12 protein-coding genes are annotated in these 19,542 nt (G+C 64.8%); 7 read left to right on the plus strand and 5 right to left on the minus strand.

Annotated features, from left to right (window positions below; genetic code table 11):
- Window positions 1-327 precede the first annotated feature (327 nt).
- From ACYVL5_RS16920 to ACYVL5_RS16940, 5 genes are all read right to left on the minus strand, one after another.
- Window positions 328-915, minus strand: coding sequence for a hypothetical protein (locus tag ACYVL5_RS16920; RefSeq protein WP_460596752.1), 588 nt, complete (start codon window positions 913-915; stop codon window positions 328-330).
- 160 nt (window positions 916-1,075) lie between these two features.
- On the minus strand, window positions 1,076-4,180 hold the full coding sequence (locus ACYVL5_RS16925) for an efflux RND transporter permease subunit (RefSeq protein ID WP_460596753.1): 3,105 nt from the start codon (window positions 4,178-4,180) through the stop codon (window positions 1,076-1,078).
- Between the two features lie 14 nt (window positions 4,181-4,194).
- Entirely contained in the window at window positions 4,195-5,412 is a 1,218-nt protein-coding gene (locus ACYVL5_RS16930) for an efflux RND transporter periplasmic adaptor subunit (RefSeq protein ID WP_460596754.1), read from the minus strand.
- Window positions 5,409-6,707, minus strand: coding sequence for a TolC family protein (locus ACYVL5_RS16935; RefSeq protein ID WP_460596755.1), 1,299 nt, complete (start codon window positions 6,705-6,707; stop codon window positions 5,409-5,411). Before ACYVL5_RS16935 ends, ACYVL5_RS16930 begins: the two co-directional genes overlap by 4 nt.
- A gap of 201 nt (window positions 6,708-6,908) precedes the next feature.
- Window positions 6,909-7,277, minus strand: a complete 369-nt coding sequence (locus tag ACYVL5_RS16940; RefSeq protein WP_460596756.1) for a hypothetical protein — start codon at window positions 7,275-7,277, stop codon at window positions 6,909-6,911.
- Between the two features lie 376 nt (window positions 7,278-7,653).
- On the opposite strand from ACYVL5_RS16940, the gene ACYVL5_RS16945 reads away from it, so the two are divergent.
- From ACYVL5_RS16945 to ACYVL5_RS16975, 7 genes are all read left to right on the plus strand, one after another.
- On the plus strand, window positions 7,654-8,880 hold the full coding sequence (locus ACYVL5_RS16945; protein ID WP_460596757.1) for a two-component system sensor histidine kinase NtrB: 1,227 nt from the start codon (window positions 7,654-7,656) through the stop codon (window positions 8,878-8,880).
- Between the two features lie 17 nt (window positions 8,881-8,897).
- Entirely contained in the window at window positions 8,898-10,247 is a 1,350-nt protein-coding gene (locus ACYVL5_RS16950) for a sigma-54-dependent transcriptional regulator (protein WP_460596803.1), read from the plus strand.
- 171 nt (window positions 10,248-10,418) lie between these two features.
- Window positions 10,419-10,991, plus strand: a complete 573-nt coding sequence (locus tag ACYVL5_RS16955; protein ID WP_460596758.1) for a DNA-binding protein — start codon at window positions 10,419-10,421, stop codon at window positions 10,989-10,991.
- 46 nt (window positions 10,992-11,037) lie between these two features.
- Window positions 11,038-11,874 (plus strand): transporter family protein, encoded by an 837-nt coding sequence (locus tag ACYVL5_RS16960; protein ID WP_460596759.1) that lies wholly within the window; start codon window positions 11,038-11,040, stop codon window positions 11,872-11,874.
- Between the two features lie 25 nt (window positions 11,875-11,899).
- The gene (locus ACYVL5_RS16965; RefSeq protein WP_460596760.1) at window positions 11,900-13,060 is read left to right on the plus strand and encodes a hypothetical protein; all 1,161 of its coding nucleotides are present in this window, start codon (window positions 11,900-11,902) and stop codon (window positions 13,058-13,060) included.
- Between the two features lie 324 nt (window positions 13,061-13,384).
- A complete protein-coding gene (gltB, locus tag ACYVL5_RS16970; protein ID WP_460596761.1) occupies window positions 13,385-17,965 on the plus strand; it encodes a glutamate synthase large subunit in 4,581 nt (1,526 codons plus the stop codon).
- Between the two features lie 33 nt (window positions 17,966-17,998).
- Entirely contained in the window at window positions 17,999-19,480 is a 1,482-nt protein-coding gene (locus tag ACYVL5_RS16975; protein WP_460596762.1) for a glutamate synthase subunit beta, read from the plus strand.
- The last annotated feature ends 62 nt before the right edge of the window (window positions 19,481-19,542 follow it).

Consider the following 19,542-nt stretch of genomic DNA (forward strand, 5'->3'; position numbering starts at 1 on the left):
GCAGCTGGCGTCTGAAGGCTTGCAGCTGGCGTCTGAAGGCTTGCAGCTGGCGTCTGAAGGCTTGCAGCTGGCGTCTGAAGGCTTGCAGCTGGCGTCTGAAGGCTTGCAGCTGGCGTCTGAAGGCTTGCAGAGAACTCGGTAATCATTACCGTTTTTGGCAGCAAGTCTCGTGCAGTGTCTTCATGCGCCAGCTGACTGATGTCAAACGCCAGGTGAAGGCCTTCAAACGCCAGTCGAAAGGAGCAATTCGGGGAGGGGGCGGGGGGGGCGCCCCCCCCCCTCACCCGCCCTGCGGGCCCCCCTCTCCCGGATGGAGGGGGGTAGCTGCTAGATCGGGGCACCGTTGAGGCTGATCCAGAATCCGCGCATCCCTTCTTTGAAGCTGGCGCTGCCATGGGGAGCGGAGCGACCCGCCCCCACTCCCCCACGGTACACCGGCTCGAGGGTCAGCCGGTTGCTGGTCTGCTCGGCCAGGGTGATCTCGCGGTCCACCGAGAGGTCATCGGCAGGGAGGGCAAGGACCACCTGGTGATCGCCCGCCTTGAGGCGGACCGTCTTGGTGAAGTAGTACCGGACCCCTTCGCCCCCCTCCGGGTCACGCAGGGCATGAGCTTCCACCTTCTCCTCCCACAGGCTCCCCGACAGCCGGATGGGCTCCCCGTCCAGGTCGACTTGCAGTTGATAGTCGCCGGTGCCGTGGCGGTCCTCGCCGGAATAGAGGCCGGGCCGGTGGGTCTTCAGGGAAAGGGTGATCTCCAGGTCCGCGTATCCCCGGGGGACCTTACCTCCGGGCGTTACCTCCTGGATGACTGCGCCGCCATTGCCGGGGCCGGTCCGGCTCACCGCTTTTCTGGCGGCGCAGCCGGCGGTTGCTACTGCCATCGCCATTATCAGCACTATCAGAATGCTTTTCATATGTTCCTCCTTTACTAATTTGGGGAAGAGACAACCCTCACCCGGCTTGCGGCCAAGCTTCAAACCTCCCTCACCCGGCCTGCGGCCACCCTCTCCCCTGAAGGGGCGACGGTATATATAAATTAGGCTTCGACACCCTCTCACCTAAGGGGGGAGGGGATTACATCTCTTCATCTACCTTTTGCTTCTCGAACCAGCCGTACACGGCCGGGATGATCAGCAGGGTCAGCAGGGTGGAGGTGATCAATCCTCCTACAACGACGGTGGCCAAGGGCTTCTGGATCTCGGAACCGGTGCCTTGTGCCAGCAGCATCGGCATGAGACTGAAGATGGCGATGGAGGCGGTCATCAAGACCGGCCGCAGACGATCGAGGGCCCCTTTCCTGATCGCCTCCCCCAGCTCCATCCCCTCGTCTCTTAGCTGTGATATGCGCGACACCATTACCAGCCCGTTCAGCACCGCTACCCCGAAGAGGACGATGAAGCCGACCGAGGCCGGGACCGAAAGATACTGCCCTGAGAGAAACAGTGAGAAAATGCCGCCAATCAGGGCAAAGGGGAGGTTGGATATGACGAGCAGCGCCAAGCGGATGGAACGGAAGGTGACGTAGAGCAGCAGGAGGATCACACAGATGGACACGGGGCCGATGATCATCAGCTTGTTCATGGCCCGCTGCTGGTTTTCAAACTGGCCGCCCCAAGTCAGGTAGTACCCGGCGGGCAATTTGACTTGATCCTTGATCTTCTGTTTCGCCTCGGCTACGAAACTGCCCATGTCCCGGCCGGTGACGTTCATCTCGATGCCGATCCTGCGCACGCCATCCTGACGGCTGATCTGCACCGGCCCCTCTACCATCTTCACTTCGGCCAGCTGTTCGAGCGGGATGTTCATCCCGGACTTGGTGGTGATCAGCAGGTTCTTGATGGTCTCCAGCGAATTTCGCTTTTCCTCCGGCAGCCGGACGGTGATGTCGAAACCGCGGTTCACCTCATAGAAGGTGGAGGCCGCCTTGCCCGCCACGGCTATTTCGATCACGTTCTGCACGTCGCTGATATTGAGGCCGTAACGGGCAATCTTCGAGCGGTCGATGGTGACGGTCAGGTACGGCTGGCCGGAGACCTTTTCCGTATTCAAATCGGTCCCGCCCCGGACGGTGGAAAGGACCTTGGCGATCTCCGCCGACTTGTCGCGCAGTACGTCCAGGTCTTCGCCGAAGAGCTTCACGATGAGCTGGGCGCGGGTGCCGGCCACGAGCTCGTCGATCCGGCACTGGATCGGCTGGCTGAAGCCGAAGCTGATCCCCGGGATGGTTTCCAGCGCCTCGCGCATCTCGTTGGTGAGGGCTTCCTTGGTGATATCCCGTTTCCATGCGCTCTTGGGCTTGAACACCCCCACATAACCGGTCTTGTCCACGCCACGGGTATCGAGGGCAACACCGGTCTGGCCGATGCGACCGAGTACCACATCCAGCTCGTCGAACTTCTTCAGCCTGGCGGCAGCCTGCTGGTTCACTTCCAGTGCCTTGGCCAAGGAGACGCCGGGGAGCATGGCGACATCCATGTCGAAGGCCCCCTCGTCCATGATGGGGATAAACTCCGACCCGAGCCTGGTCACCAGGAACAACGAAAAGACCAGCAGTCCGCCGGCAATGCCGAGGACCACTTTTTTCTTGTTCAGGGCATACTCCAGCATGGGCAGATATTGCTTCTTGGCATAGGCCATGATCCTGCTCTCTTTTTCCGCCTCCGGTTTGAGGAACAGGCTGCAGAGCACCGGGATGATGAAGATGGAGAGGAGCAGGGAGGAAAGGAGGGCGATGGCCACGGTGACCGCCAGCGGGCCGAACATCTTCCCCTCGATCCCCTCCAGGGTCAGGATGGGGATGAAGGTCAGGGCGATGATCAGCTCGCCGAAGATGCTCGGCTTGCGCACCTCCATGACCGCCTTCAGCACGGTGGTGAGCTTCGGGTGCAGATGCCCTTCCTCGCTCAGGTGGCGCTGCACGTTTTCCACCTGAATGATGGTGGTGTCGATGATCATGCCGATGGAGATCGCCAGCCCTCCCAGGGACATCAGGTTGGCAGTGATGCCGGTCACTTTCATGACGATGAAGGTGGCGAGAAGCGACAGCGGCAGCGCCAGCAGCACGACGATACTCCCCCGAATGCTGTTCAGCAGGAGGTAGAGGACGATCAGTACCAGGATGGATCCCTCGATCAGCGCCTTGTTGACCGTGCCGACGCTGGCCTTGACGATATCGCTGCGGTCGTAGTAGGGAACCAGCTTTATCCCATCCGGGAGCATGTTGCTTTCGTTGATCTCCCTGACCTTGGCCTCCACCCGGGCCACCACGTCGCGGCTGTTCTCGCCCCGCAGCATCATGACGATGCCGCCGACCGCCTCGTCTGAACCGTTCTTGATCGCGGCGCCCATGCGGACCGCCTCGCCGACCCTGACCTGGGCCACGTCACGCAGATAGGTGGGGGTGCCTCCCGTGGATTTCAGGACTATGTTCTCGATATCGCTGATGCTCTGGATCAGGCCGACGCCGCGCACGATGTACTGGTCCGTGCCCCGTTCGAGGACGTTGCCGCCGACGTTGCTGTTATTGCTGCCGATCGCGTTGTAGACGTCATCCACCGTGACGCCGTATTTCACCAGTTTCTCCGGCGCCACCAGCACCTGGTACTGCTTGAAGTAGCCACCGAAGGAGTTGATTTCGTTGACCCCGGTGACGCTCTTTAGCTGGGGTGTGATGACCCATTCCTGCATGGTGCGCAGGTTGGTGAGGTAGGCCCGTTTCTGTTCCGGATCCCGGGGTACTTTCCCTTCCAGGGTGTACTGGTAGATCTCTCCCATGGCGGTGCCGATGGGGCCCATGGCGACCTGGACTCCTTTGGGCACCTTCTCCCGCGCCTCAGCCAGCCGTTCGAAGACCAGTTGCCGGGCGAAGTAGATATCCACGTTGTCCTTGAAAACGATGGTGACGATGGAGAGGCCGAATTTGGTCACCGAGCGGAGCTGCTCGATATCCGGCAGGCCGCGCATGGACATCTCGATCGGGTAGGTTACGTTGCGTTCGATTTCGACCGCCGACAGGCCGTCGGCATGACTGACCACCTCCACCTGGACGTTCGTTACATCAGGGAAGGCGTCGATGGGCAATTTCAGGTAGGAATAGAAACCGAAGACGACGATCGCCAGCGCAAGAAAGATGACCATCCCCTTCTTTTTCAGGGTATATGCAATGACTTTTTCTAGCATGCCTGGTTATCTCCTCAGTGGCCTTCGAGCTCACCTTTTTTCAGTTCCGATTTCAGTATGAACGCCCCCTTGACGGCGAAGCGTTCACCTTCTCTGAGACCGGAAACCACTTCCACCATGCCGCCCGAAGCGCGCCCGAGCTCTACGGCCCTCGGCTTGAACTCGGTCTGCGTCCCGGCGACAAAGACCAGCTTCTTGCCGTCCAGCTCCTGTACGGCCTCTTCCGGCACGGCCAGAACCGGCGGCGCGCCCGCGGCAACCGCGAGCTCCACGGTGGCGAACATCTCGGGTTTCAGCTTGCGACCCGGATTGGCCACCTCGACCCTGGCCTTGACGGTGCGGGTGGCCTCGTCAACCAGGTCGGCAAGGTAGGTTATCCGGCCGCGGAACTTCTGATCGGGAAAGGCGCCGACCATGACGGTTGCGGCTTGTCCCCGGCGCACCTTGGCCAGATCTTTTTCGTGGATGTCCACCAGCACCCAGACCGACGAGAGGTCGGCAATGGTGTAGAGACTCTTGGCGGGGTCGGAAAGCTCCCCCACGATGGCGTGCTTCTCGGTCACCACCCCGCCGATGGGGGAGCGGACCGGAAGCAGAACGCGCCCCTTCCCCGCCCGGTCGAGGTCGTCCAGGGAGACGCCGAAGAGGAGCAGCCGCTCCCGGTCGGTGTGGAGCTCGGTCTCCGCCATCCGGTAGTCGGTCTCCGCCTGGAGGATCTCCTTGCGGGCGGCGATCTTCTTCTCCACCAGGGTCTTGACCCGCTGCATGTTGTTGCGGGCGAGCTCGAGCCTCGTCTGGGACTGCCGGTAGCGGGAAAGGGCCTCTCCCAGCTCGACGCTGTCGAGCCTCGCCAGCACCTGGCCGCTCCCCACGCCGTCTCCCAGCGAGGCATGGACCGAGACGATCTTGCCGGTAATGCGGGGGGAGACGTGGGCGACCCGGTCGGCGTTGACCTCGACCTTGCCGGTGGCGGAGATCACCGCCGCCAGCCGTTCTTTCCCGGCGGCGGCGACCGCCACCCCGTTTCGCAGCTGGTCCTCGCGCTCCATCTTCACGGTGGCCGGGCCGGAAGCATCCTTCTTCTCACCCTTTTCTTCCTTGCCACCCGCCCCGTGTCCGGCCTCTTCCGTTTCGGCGTGGGCCCCGCTCGCGGGGTGGGTGAAGCGGTATCCGAAAGCCGCTACCAGCACGAGGGCCAGCACTGCGGCGCATACTATATTTTTATGTTTCACTTCCCACCTCCCGTGGTTTCCTGCTCCAGTTCCTCGCCCACCGCCGCCTCGAGCCTCGCTAAGGCGATCCGTTGCCCGTAGAGGGCGGCGAGGTAGCCGTCGTGGACTTCGTAAAATTTCCTCTGTTCCTCGATCACCGCCAGGATGCCGGCCTCGCCGAGCCGGTAGGCCTCCTGGACGAGCTTCAGGTTCTCCTCGAGCTGGGGAAGGATGCCGTTTCGGTACAGGGCCACCGACTTGCCGGCGGCGGCCAGGCGTGCGTAGGCCGTTTCCACTTCCCGCTCGATCCCGCTTTTGAGGTAGCGGTAGCGGGCCTCCGCGCTCCCGGTGCGGGCCTGCGCCTCGCGGAGCGCCCCCTGGTTGCGGTCGAAGAGGGGGAGGGGGACCGAGAGCTTGAGGGTCACCAGGTTGTCGTGCTGCTTGCCGGTGACGCCGCCGATCTCGAAGGAGCTGTTCTGGCGCTGGTAGCCGATGCCGGCCGTGAGGTCCGGGACCCGCCCGGCCTGGGCGAGCTCGATCTCGGCCTCCCCCCTCCCCTTCTCCGAGGCAAGCGCCTTCAGGTCGGGGCGCCTTTCCAGGGCGAGCTCCTTCAGCCGGAGCGGATCCGGGAGGGGAAGGGTCCTCTCCAGGTCGTCGTCGGGCTCCAGCTGACCGGCAGGCTCAAGGCCCGTCTGCTGGCGAAGCCGGTTGGCCGCGGGGACCAGCTCCCGCTCCGCCTCGTTCTTTCGCTCCTCGCTCCTCGCCACTTCCACCCGGGCGAGGTTCAGATCGAGCTCCGGGATATCCCCGGCGTCCAGCCGCTCCTTGGCGACCGCCAAGAGCTGGCGGGCCAGGGAGAGCGAGCGGGAGGCGAGCTCCACCCTTCTCCTGGCGAGCACGAGGTCGTAAAAGGTGACCTTGACCTCCTCCCCCAAAAGCCGCCCGGAGTCGTCCAGCCGGCGGTCGAAGGTCTCGAGCTCCCGGCGGGCCACCGCCCGCCTTTTCTCGCGCTTCCCCATGGTGGGAAACTCCTGGGAAAGCGCGATGGTGAAGGTGCTCTCGTCGGGGCTCCCGGTGAGCCAGCCGTTATCGAGCCCGGTTTCCAGGACCGGATTGGGGTAGAGCGAGGCCCTGGTCTCTCCCGCCTCGCGGACCCCGCGCTCCTCGCGCTGGGCCTTCAGTTCGCCGTTATGGGCAAGCGCCAGGGCGACCGCCCGGCGAACGTCGATGGTTTCCGCCCGGCTCGTACTTGCACAGGCCAGGGTGGCGATGAAAAGAAAGCCGACGGCTCCCTTGAATAAGAAAACGCGCGCCAAAGAAATCCTCCTCTTGCGTACAGGTTGCCGCGCTCTTCCCCGGGCCTATTACTCCTTTGAGACGGGAGCAGACGGACAGAGGGCGCCAGGGACGGATCGGACCGCCAGCCCTTAGGGCAAGGGGGACCGGGAAAACGCGGCTTAAGTCAACGGAGAAGCCCGGTGCGAGGTAAGCGTGGGCTTCAGGTGGTGAGGGGTACGCTAGGCGAGGATGTCGGGTGGAATGAACTTGGAGAGATAGACTTCGGGAATGGCTTGGAACGGTTCGTGGAAAACGAGGGAGGTGGCCACCGGGACCGGCACCAGGTGCAGAGAGGGGACGGTGAAGGGGGCGTGGCAGGGGCAGTGGCAGCAGCAGTCGCAGTGATCCCCTTCGCCATGGTGGTCGTGATCGAGGGGAGTATCGGGAAGGGTAGTGAGGGCGGCGACGATGACGGTTGCGCCTGGGGAGGAGGCCCCGATCGAGAGCTCGGAGGCGCAGGCGCCGCGGCAAAAGGTGGAGAGGGAGACGGTGAGCGTCACCATGACCATCAAAAGTGAGACGTATTTCCTGAAAAAAGAGATGGCCATAAGAGCATCACAGTGAAGACATCACATTAGAGGACGGTACTATTGCTGCGCGATCTTGCAATAAAAGAGAGACAAGATCAAGGATAATCTTTGCCCCCCCGGGGAGGGCCGGGGTGCCGGGAGTGGCAGCCAGGTGGGGGTCACGGGGAGACCGGTTGGCGGCCGGAGAGGAAAATTCCACAGTGGCATGTGGGATATTCACCAACCGGCTCGCGGCCACGCCCCCTCCCCTCCCAGCCGGACCCGCGCCGGCAGTGAAAGGGGGAGCTTTCCGCCACTTTTGGTACAGTTAGAGCATGGGCCAAGAGACAGCGGCTTCTCCGGAATTGACAGCGGCAGGACAGACGCCGGCCGGGAGCGGCCCACCCAAGGGTACATGATACGTAAAGCAATCCTCTCCATCGGCGCGTGCTTCACCCTCTTCCTGCTCTGGTTCGCGCTCTACGACTACAGCCAGGCGGGACCTGCCGCCGAGGAGCAGCTCCAGGGGCTCGCCCTCTCCATGGCCGCCGCCATCGAGAACCTGGCGGCCACCGACCCGTCGCTCGCGAAGCTCGCCTCCTTCCATCCGGCGGACCTGGCCTACTTCGCCCTCATCGACGGCAAGGGGATCTACCGCTTTCATTCCAATCCCGACCTGATCGGGACGCCGGTCCGGGACCGGCCCCTCCTTGCCCAGCTGCGGAACGAAACCGCCTTCCAGACCCGGGTGAGGCTCGGGACCGGGGAGCGGGCCTTCGAGTACGTGACGCCATTTCGTCTCCCGGGGGAGCCCCTTTTTCTCTGCCTCGCCCTCCACACCTACCGGGCCGACGCGGCTCTTCGCCGGGCCAACCTCAACGCCACCATCCTCATCTCGCTGGTGGTGGCGGGGTGGGTGCTCGTTTTCGCGCTGTACCGCTATGCACGCCGGGAAGAGCTGCACCAGCAGGAGATGGCCCGCCGGGAGTCGCTGGCGCGGCTGGGGGAGATGGGGGCCATGCTCGCCCACGAGATACGCAATCCCCTCTCGGGGATCAAGGGGTTCGCCCAGGTCATCTTGAAGAGGCCCACCGACGAGCGCAACGAGAGGTTCGCGGGCAGCATCGTCACCGAGGCAAGACGGCTGGAGAGCCTGGTGGAAGAGCTCCTCGCGTACGCCTCCCCCGCCGCCTCTCCGCAGGCGGCGGTCGACGTCTGCGAGCTCATCACCCACACCGGCTCGCTGCTGGCCGCCGAAGCCGCCGAGCTTGCCGTGGAGGTCACCGCCGACTGCGGGGCGGGGGGAACGGTGACCGGGAACCGGGACCGGCTGGAACAGCTGCTCCTCAACCTCGGCAAGAACGCCTTGCAGGCCATGCCGGACGGCGGCCGCCTGCGGATCGCCGCCGAGCGGGAGGGGAAGATGGTACTGATCACCACCACCGACACCGGAGCTGGCATCGCCGCCGCCGACCTCGAGCGGGTCTTCGAACCGTTCTTCACCACCAAGGCGAGGGGAACCGGCCTCGGGCTCGCCCTCTGCCGGAAGGTAGCGGAGGAGCACGGAGGGGCCATCGAGCTGGTGAGCAGGCCCGGAGCGGGGACGGTGGCCAAGTTGCGCCTACCGCGGGCAAAGGAGTGAGCGTGAGGGAAGAAGCCATCAAGGGAACCATTCTGCTGATCGAGGACGACGCCACCTTCAGGAGTTTTCTCCAGGTGATCCTCGAGGACGACGGCTACCGGGTCGAGACCGCCGAGGACGGCACCAAGGGGTCCAGGCTCTTGCGGCAGGGGGACTTCGACCTGGTCGTTTCGGACCTGAAGCTCCCCGGCAAGAGCGGGCTGGAGCTTTTCCGGGAGAGCCGGCAGCAGCTAGGCGCCCCCCCTTTCATCTTCCTGACCGCCTTCGGGAAGGTGGAGGAGGCGGTGAGCGCCATCAAGGAGGGAGCGGTCGACTTCCTGACCAAGCCGCTCGACGACCCGGATACCCTGCTGGCCCTGGTCAACCGCACCATCGAGTCCCAGGCGCGGGCCCGCGACTACCTCTCCCTCAAGGAATCGGAAGCGGCAGGGCTTCCGCCGGAGGGGCTCCTCTTCGCCGGCGAGGCGATGAAACCGGTGCGCCGGCTGGTCCACGACGTGGCGGGGACGCTGGCCAACGTCCTTTTGATCGGGGAGAGCGGGACCGGCAAGGAGGTGGTGGCGAGGAGCGTCCACCTGGCAAGCCCCCACGGCAAGGGGCCCTTCGTGGCGCTCAACTGCGCCGCCATCCCGGAAAACCTCCTCGAAAGCGAGCTCTTCGGCCACGAGAAGGGTGCCTTCACCGGCGCCATCCAGGCGAGGCAGGGGAAATTCGAGCTGGCCAAGGGGGGGACCATCTTCCTGGACGAGATAGGGGAGATGCCCGTCTCTCTCCAGGCCAAGCTCCTCCGCGTACTCCAGGAGCGGGTCTTCGAGCGGGTCGGCGGGTCGCGGGAGATCAAGGCGGACGTCAGGGTGATCGCCGCGACCAACCGTAACCTCCGGCTGGAGGTGGACGCGCACCGCTTCCGCGAGGATCTCTACTACCGCCTGAACGTCTTCCCGATCCACCTCCCCCCCTTGCGGGAGCGGGTGGACGGCCTGCCGCTTTTGATCGAGCATTTCCTCCACCGCTTCGCGGGGCAGCTCGGCAAAAAGGTGGCGGGGGTGGACACCGAGGCGCTGGCCGCCTTAAAGCGCTACCACTGGCCCGGGAACGTCCGGGAACTGCAAAACGTGCTGGAGCGGGCGGTCATCCTCTCCCGGGACCGGGTCGGGGTGGCCGCTCTCCCCGAGGAGCTCAAGCACCCGGCGGGAGGAGAGCTTCCCGACAGCCGCGACCAGCTGAAGGCTGCCGAGCGGGAAATGATCGTGAAGGCGCTCGGGCGTAACGGTGGAAACCGCCGCCTGACCGCCGACGAGCTGGGGATCTCCCGGCGCACCCTCCAGTACAAGCTCAAGGAGTTCGGCCTGCTCGACGAAGATTAGAGGCCGGGTGGTGCAATGGCGAAGTGAAGGCGTGCAACTTTTTGCACGCCTTTTTTGATGGGGGCCGGCGGAGACCACGACGATTTTACTGTCGAAACGGTCAGTTAGCAAGTTGGCACGCAGCGTGAAGAAGGATAGGCACGACGTCACCACGAAGAAAGGTTGGCCCCGATGGTCAGGTACCAGAAAGAAAACCGGCAACTCCGAACCCTCCCGCGGTTTTCCGCCATCGTGCTGGCCATTAGCCTCAACCTGCTGGCGGCCACCTCCTCGCTGGCCGGGTTCTTCGACTTCGGCTCCGGCAGCAGGGGGGCGAGCGGGCTGGACTTCCAGCGGGGGTACGACGTCAACACGGTGGCTACCGTTTCCGGCCGGGTCACCTCCCCTCCTCGCCTGGAGGAGCCCGACCAGTACCTGGTCGACGTCCAGCAGGGTGGCGAAGTGGTGAGACTGAGCCTCGGCCCCGCCTCCTACTGGGAGCGGAAGGGGATACCGCTTAAGGCGAACGACCTGGTAACGGCCAAGGGAGCCCGCGCCCAGGGGCAGGACGGCAGGAGCTACCTCTTGACCCAGCGCCTGGTCAACCGGAGCAGCGGATCGCAGCTTGAGCTGCGCAGCGAAAGCGGAGCCCCGAACTGGGCGCAACACAGCCTTTCCACCGGAGGGAACCGCCCCGCCGGGGGAGCCCTCTTCCAGGGTGGCGGGATGCTGTTTCGGGGCGGCGGCTCCATGATGAGGCACTGAGCGGGGCCAACCCGCAGAGAGTATGCATGACGTTAGGTAATATAATATGATCCACCTCCTCGCCCGGGTCCTTCCCGTGGCCCTGATCCTCGCCCCCCTCTGCGCCCGCGCCGAGACCCCCGCGGTGACGGTAGGGATGGGATTCGAGTTCTCGTCGGGAAAGTACGGGACCTCCACCAGGACCGAGTCGGTGTACGCGCCGCTTACCGTGGCGGTGGCTCCCACCGAGCGGCTCGGGTTTTCCCTGGAGGTACCCTTTCTCTACCAGAGTAACTCCTCGGTGACCGCAAGCGTCATCACCGGCGGGGGGATGATGGGGGCTTCCGGCCATGCCGCGGCCATGTCAGGCTCGGGGATGATGGGCTCGGGAGGGACCGCCCAGACGGCCGCCAGCTCGAGTGACGTGTACGGATTGGGTGACGTCCTCCTGAAGGGGGGATACGTGCTGGTCCCCGAGGGGGAGCTCATGCCGAGGATCCGCCCCTACCTCCAGGTGAAGTTCCCCACCGCCCAGCACCAGACACTGGGGACCGGAAACTTCGACGAGGGGGGGGCGGTGGAACTCTCCAAGCGGATCGGGAGGACCTACTCCTTCGCCGAGGTCGGCTACCTCCACCAAGGAAGATCGGACCGGGTCCGGCTCAAGGACTACTTGAGCTACAGCGCGGGCACCGGTTACGCGGTGGGGGACCGTTTCCTCCCCATGATCATCGTCAAGGGGGCCACCTCGCCGGCCGAGGGGGCGAGCGACCTGCTCGAGGCCCGGCTGAAACTAAAGTACCTCTTGACCCCGGAGACGGGGATCGAGCTCTACGGAGCCAAAGGATTCACCACCAACAGCCCGGACTACGGTGGAGGGCTCAGCATATTTCACGATTTCTAACGCAACACAAAAGGGGAAGCACCGCATGAAAAAGAGAGTCATTTCCGCATCGCTGTTGGTCGTCGCCGGTCTCATGGCAGGGTGTGGCGGCAGCTCGAAGACAGCCACCACCTCCGGCACCGCCGTTTCCGGGCAGGTCGCCGACGGCTACCTCGCCAACGCCGTCGTCTTCATGGACAAGAACAACAACTACCAGCTCGATCCCGGTGAACCGTCGGCCACCACCGATTCGACCGGGCACTACTCCCTGACCGTCGATCCGGCCGACGTCGGCAAGTACCCGATCGTGGCCATGGCCATCCAGGGGCAGACCGTCGACCTCGATACCAACCAGACGGTCACCAGCACCTACGTCATGAGCCTCCCCGGCGCCGGGGTGAGCGGCAGCGTCAACGGCAACTTCGTGAGCCCGATGTCGTCGGTGATCCGCGAAATGATGGAGACCGGCAAGTACGCCACCATGCAGCAGGCGATGGACGCCCTCGCGGCCAAGATGAACATGCCGGCCGGGTCCAACATGCTGGCCAACTACATCGACGGCCAGAACACCGCCCTGCACACGGCGGCCCAGAACATGGCCACCCTGATGGGGAGCCAGGCGCCCCAGGTGATGGGAGCCGGCGGCAGCACCGTCGACGTCAACCGTTACCGCGGCATGATGGGGGCGGTCTTCTCCAACATCTCCTCCATCAAGATGGCGGGCTCCCAGGGGAACATGTCCACGCTGATGAGCTCCATGACCTCCACCACCATGACCATTCCGGCCGGGATGCCCTTCCGTAACATGTCGGCCTCCTTCCGCAGCGGCAGCGGCATGATGGGTAGCGGCAGCGGCATGATGGGCGGCAGCGGAATCTCCGGCGGCAGCACCGGCGGCACCACCGGCGGCGGCAGCATGATGGGGAGCGGCACGACCGGCAGCGGGACCTCCACCGGGACTACCAGCGGCACCACGAGCGGCAGCGGCATGATGGGTAGCGGCAGCACCGGCAGCACAGGGACCACAGGGACCACAGGGACCTCAGGGACCTCAGGGACCACAGGGACCACAGGGACCACAGGGACCACAGGGACCTCAGGGACCTCAGGGACCTCGGGGACCGGCATGAGCGGAACCGGGACTTCCGGGACCGGTATGAGCGGAAGCGGGACCTCCGGGTCAGGCACCGGCGGCAGCATGATGTAGATTGTGTAACTCAAAAGAGGAGGCCGGGCATTTTTGCCGGCCTCCTCTTGCCTTTCCCCCCCTCCCCCCCCTTTGACAAGGGGGGAACCTGTCTCCGGCAGCGTCCCCACAATTTCCTGATGAAGCTTTTATCTACCGGGGTGAGGCGAAGGTGAGTACTCGAGTGAGTATGCAGGGTATACTCACCAGGTCTCCCGGGCCGAAAAAAATCCCTGGTCCGGCCGCAAACCACCGGAACTTCGACCGGGGTGCGAATCGGCACCGGTATTGCAGTATAGTGACGATTCCATCAGCACCACGAACACTACCCGCAAAGGTCGCATCATGAAAACATTCGGATTACCCAAGAAGCAGGGGATGTACGATCCCCAGTTCGAGCATGATGCCTGTGGCGTCGGCTTCGTCACCAACATCAAGGGGAAGAAGTCCCACGAGATCGTCCAGCAGGCCATCACCGTCCTCGCCAACCTCGACCACCGCGGCGCGGTGGGGAGCGAGCACAACACCGGCGACGGCGCCGGCATCCTGCTGCAGATGCCCGATGCCTTCTTCCGCAAGGTCTGCCCCGAGCTGGGCATTGAGCTCCCCCCGTTCGGCGAGTACGGCGTCGCCATGCTCTTCACCTCCCCGGACGCCACCGAGCGCTCGGCCGCCAAGCACGTCTTCCACCGGATCACCGCCGAGGAAGGGGTCGAGGTGATCGGCCGGCGCAAGGTCCCCACCGACAACTCGCTTTTGGGCGACACCGCCAAGGCCGGCGAGCCGCTGGTCCGCCAGATCTTTTTCAAGCGCGACCCGTCCTGGGATGAGGACACCTTCAACCGCAAGCTCTACGTGATCGGCCAGCGCGCCATCCACGAGATCCGCGACACCGGAGTGGATCCGCTCTGGTACTTCGCCAGCAACTCGACCCGCACCATCGTCTACAAAGGGATGCTGATGCCGGCCCAGCTGGACCAGTACTACCCGGACCTGCGCGACGAGTCGGTGGAGACCGCCATCGCGGTGGTACATTCCCGTTTCTCCACCAACACCTTCCCGAGCTGGGACCGCGCCCACCCGTACCACTACCTGGCCCACAACGGGGAGATCAACACCCTGAGGGGGAACGTCAACTGGATGCACGCCCGCCAGTCGATGTTCAGCTCCGAGCTCTTCGGCGACGACATCAAGAAGCTCCTTCCGGTGATCGACGCCAACGGCTCCGACTCCGCCATGTTCGACAACTGCCTCGAGCTCCTGGTCAAGTCCGGCCGCACCCTGCCGCACGCGGTGATGATGATGGTCCCGGAGCCGTGGGAAAACCACGAGAGCATGAGCAAGGAGAAGCGCGCCTTTTACGAGTACCACTCCTGCCTGATGGAGCCGTGGGACGGCCCGGCCGCCCTCACCTTCACCGACGGCCGGATCATCGGCGCCGTGCTCGACCGTAACGGCCTCAGGCCCTGCCGCTACTACCTGACCGACGACGACCTGGTCATCATGGCGTCCGAGGCGGGCGTTTTGCAGGTCGACCCCGCCAAGGTGATCAAGAAAGGGAGGCTGCAGCCGGGCAAGATGTTCCTGGTGGACACCGAAGCCGGCCGCATCATCTCCGACGAGGAGATCAAGAACGAGCTCGCCACCGCCAAGCCGTACGCCGACTGGGTGGCGGTCAACCACCAGTCCCTGGAGAGCTTCCCGGAGGCGGCCCATGGTGCGCCGGTCGAGCAGTCCTCCCTCCTGCAGCGGCAGAAGGCGTTCGGCTACAGCTTCGAGGACCTGGAGACCATCGTCGGCCCCATGGCCACCGACGGGATCCAGCCTTTGGGCTCCATGGGTACCGACACCCCGCTGGCGGTCCTCTCCGAGAAGCCGCAGCTCCTTTACAACTACTTCAAGCAGCTCTTCGCCCAGGTGACCAACCCGCCGATCGACCCGATCCGCGAGGAGATCATCACCGCGACCACGGTCCGGGTCGGCTCGGAGTCGAACCTCCTGAAGCCCACGGCGATCAGCGCCCGCACCATCCACCTGGACCACCCGCTCCTCACCAACGAGGAACTGGAGAAGCTGCGCGCCCTCGACCAGCCGGGCTTCAAGAGCGTCACCCTGTCGCTGCTGTTCAAGGCGGCCGATGGCGCCGAGGGGATGGAGAAGGCCCTGGAGAGCCTCTTCTCCACGGCCATCCGCCACATCGAGATGGGGACCACCATCCTGATCCTCTCCGACCGCGGGGTGAACGAGGAGTACGCTGCCATTCCGGCGCTGCTGGCGTCGGCCGGCCTGCACCACTACCTGATCCGCACCGCCGCCCGCACCCACGCCTCCTTGATCCTCGAGTCGGGCGAGCCGCGCGAGGTACACCACTTCGCGGTGCTTTTGGGCTACGGCATCACCGCCATCAACCCCTACCTGGCCTTCGAGACCATCGACGACATGATCGCCCAGGGGATGCTGACCGGCATCGACCACAAGAAAGGGGTCAAGAACTTCATCAAGGCCTCGGTCAAGGGGATCGTCAAGACCATGGCCAAGATGGGTATCTCCACCATCCAGAGCTACCGCGGCGCCCAGATCTGCGAAGCGGTCGGCCTGCACGACTCGGTGATCGAGAAATATTTCACCTGGACCCCCTCCCGGATCGGCGGCATCGATTTCAACGGCATCGCCCAGGAACTCCTGGTCCGCCACCGCAAGGCCTATCCGCATCGGGTGCCGGTGGAGCCGACCCTCGACCCGGGCGGGCAGTACGGCTGGCGCAAGGAGGGGGAGGAGCACCTCTTCAACCCGCTCACCATCCAGTCGCTGCAAAAGGCCACCCGTACCGACGACTACAACGAGTACAAGGTCTTCTCCAAGCTGATCGACGAGCAGAACGAGCGGCTGTACACCCTGCGCGGCCTCTTGGACTTCAACACCGAGATCCGGATCCCGGTCCCTATCGAGGAGGTGGAGCCGGTCGAAGAGATCATGAAGCGCTTCAAGACCGGCGCCATGAGCTACGGCTCCATCAGCCAGGAGGCCCACGAGGCCCTGGCCATCGCCATGAACCGCATCGGCGGCCGCTCCAACACCGGCGAGGGTGGCGAGGACCCCGAGCGCTTCACCTGGACCAACGAGCAGGGGGACTCCAAGAACTCCGCCATCAAGCAGGTCGCTTCCGGCCGCTTCGGCGTCACCAGCAACTACCTCTCCAACGCCGGCGAGCTGCAGATCAAGCTGGCCCAGGGTGCCAAGCCCGGCGAAGGGGGCGAGCTGCCGGGTCACAAGGTCTACCCGTGGGTGGCCAAGACCCGTCACACCACCCCGGGGGTAGGTCTCGTGTCGCCCCCGCCGCACCACGACATCTACTCCATCGAGGACCTGGCGGAGCTGATCCACGACCTTAAAAACGCCAACCGCCGCGCGAGGATCAGCGTCAAGCTGGTCTCCGAGGTCGGGGTCGGCACCATCGCGGCCGGGGTCGCCAAGGCCCATGCCGACGTGGTGCTCATCTCCGGCTACGACGGCGGCACCGGCGCATCGCCCCTTTCCTCCATCAAGCACGCCGGTCTCCCCTGGGAGCTCGGCCTGGCGGAAACCCACCAGACCCTGGTGCTCAACAACCTCCGCTCGAGGATCGTGGTCGAGGTGGACGGCCAGCTGAAGACCGGCCGCGACGTCGCCATCGCCGCCCTTTTGGGCGCCGAGGAGTTCGGCTTCGCCACCGCACCGCTCGTTACCCTTGGCTGCGTCATGATGCGGGTCTGCCACTCCAACACCTGCCCCACCGGCGTCGCCACCCAGGACCCGGTCCTCAGGGCCAAGTTCGCCGGCAAGCCGGAGTACGTGGTCAACTACATGCGTTTTGTCGCCCAGGAAGTCCGGGAGATCATGGCCGAGCTCGGCTTCCGCACCTTCAACGACATGGTGGGACGCGCCAACCGCCTGGAGCCCAAGCGGGCCGTCGCCCACTGGAAGGCGGAGGGGCTCGACTTCAGCAAGATCCTCTACCGCCCGGAGATCGGGGTCAAGGGGAGCCGTTACTGCACCGAGGCGCAGGACCACGGCCTCGCCAAGTCGCTCGACATCACCAAGCTCCTCGATATCTGCAAGCCGGCCATCGAGAAAGGCGAAAAGGTATCCGCCGAGCTTTCCATCACCAACATCGACCGCGTGGCCGGCACCATCGTCGGCAACGAGATCACCCGCGCCTACGGGGCCGAGGGGCTCCCGGAGGGGACCGTCCGGCTCAAGTTCAACGGCTCGGCCGGCCAGAGCTTCGGCGCCTTCCTTCCGAAAGGGATGACCATGGAACTCTCCGGCGACGCGAACGACTACCTCGGCAAGGGGCTTTCCGGCGGCACCATCGTGGTCTATCCTCCCGAGGGCTCCAAGTTCAAGGCCGAGGAGAACATCATCGCCGGCAACGTCGCCTTCTACGGCGCGACCAGCGGCACCGCCTACATCAGCGGGATCGCGGGGGAACGCTTCTGCGTCCGCAACTCCGGCGTCAACGCGGTGGTTGAAGGGGTGGGCGACCACGGCTGCGAGTATATGACCGGCGGCACCGTGGTGGTGCTCGGCGAGACCGGCAGGAACTTCGGGGCCGGCATGAGCGGCGGCGTCGCCTACGTGCTCGACGACCAGCACCAGTTCAGGGAGCACTGCAACACCGACATGGCCGATCTCGAGCAGCTGGACGAGCAGGATCTCGCCACCGTCAAGGCGATGATCGTGAGCCACGCGGAGAGGACCGGCAGCGCGCGGGCCGCCGCCATCCTGAACAACTGGAGGACCTACGCCCACCAGTTCGTGAAGGTCATGCCGAGGGACTACAAGAGGGTCCTGCAGGCCCTGGAACGGGCCAAGGCGGCGGGTTTGAGCGGCGACGAGGCACTGGCGGCGGCATTCGAGGAAAACGCCGCCCAGGCAGCACACTAACAGCGAGAAGAATTCTTCAGATAGGATAGAGCAATGGGAAAACCAACCGGATTCATGGAATACCTTCGCGAGCTCCCGGCCGACCGCGAGCCGCTGGATAGGCTCAAGGACTGGAACGAGTTCCACCTGCACATGCCCGACGAGAAGCTCCGCACCCAGGGGGCCCGCTGCATGGACTGCGGCATCCCCTTCTGCCACACCGGGATGCTGGTGAGCGGCATGGCCTGCGGCTGCCCGATCAACAACCTGATCCCCGAGTGGAACGACCTGGTCTACCGCGGCCTCTGGAAACAGGCGGTGACGAGGCTTCTGCGGACCAACAACTTCCCGGAATTCACCGGGCGGGTCTGCCCGGCGCCCTGCGAGGGGTCGTGCACCCTGGGAGCCAGCGAGCCGGCGGTGACCATCAAGAACATCGAGGTGAGCCTGATCGACCGCGCCTGGAAGGAAGGGTGGATCGTTCCCAACCCGCCGCAGGTCCGCACCGGCAAGAAGGTGGCGGTGGTCGGAAGCGGCCCGGCCGGACTCTCGGCGGCCGCCCAGCTCAACAAGGCGGGGCACCAGGTGACCGTCTTCGAGCGGGCCGACCTCCCCGGGGGGCTCTTGATGTACGGCATCCCGAACATGAAGCTCGACAAGCGCGAGGTGGTGCTGCGCCGCATCAAGCTGATGGAGGAGGAGCAGATCACCTTCGTCTGCAACACCAACATCGGCGGTCCCGACTACCCGGTGGAGAAGCTCAGGAGCGAGTTCGACGCCGTGGTCATGGCCACCGGCGCCACCGTACCCCGCGACCTCCCCATCGAGGGAAGGCAGTTGAAGGGGATCCACTTCGCCATGGACTTCCTGGCCGCCAACACCAAGGCGGTGCTTAACAACGGGAGCGACTTCATCTCCGCCGAGGGTAAGGACGTCATCATCATCGGCGGCGGCGACACCGGTACCGACTGCGTCGGCACCTCGCTTCGCCACGGCTGCAAGTCGGTCACCCAGCTGGAGATCATGCCCCGCTTCCCCGACAGCCGCGCCGACGACAACCCGTGGCCGGAATGGCCGAAGACCCACAAGGTCGATTACGGCCAGGAAGAGGCCGCCGCCAAGTTCGGCGCCGACCCGAGGGTGTTCCTCACCACCGCCACCAAGTTCGAAGGTGACGCCGGGGGGAACGTGACCGCGGTGCACACCGTCGAAGTGAAGTGGGAGAAGAACGAGCACGGGCACTTCGTCCCGGTCCGCATTCCCGGCACCGAGAAGGTCCGTCCGGCCGGGCTGGTGCTTTTGGCCATGGGCTTTTTGGGCCCCGAGCAGGAGCTTCCCGCGGCCCTTGGCCTGGAAGTGGACGTCCGCAGCAACATCAAGGCGGAGTACAACCGCTACGCGACCAGCATCCCGGGGGTCTTCGCCGCCGGCGACTGCCGCCGCGGACAGAGCCTGGTGGTCTGGGCCTTCAACGAAGGGCGCGGCGCCGCCCGCGAGTGCGACCGCTTCCTGATGGGGGAGACCGAGCTTCCCTAGTACGCTTCCCACTACCGCATTACCCAGGAAAGGGTGAGGTGCCACGGCACCCCACCCTTCCT

It is taken from the genome of Geomonas sp. Red276 (assembly GCF_054784495.1).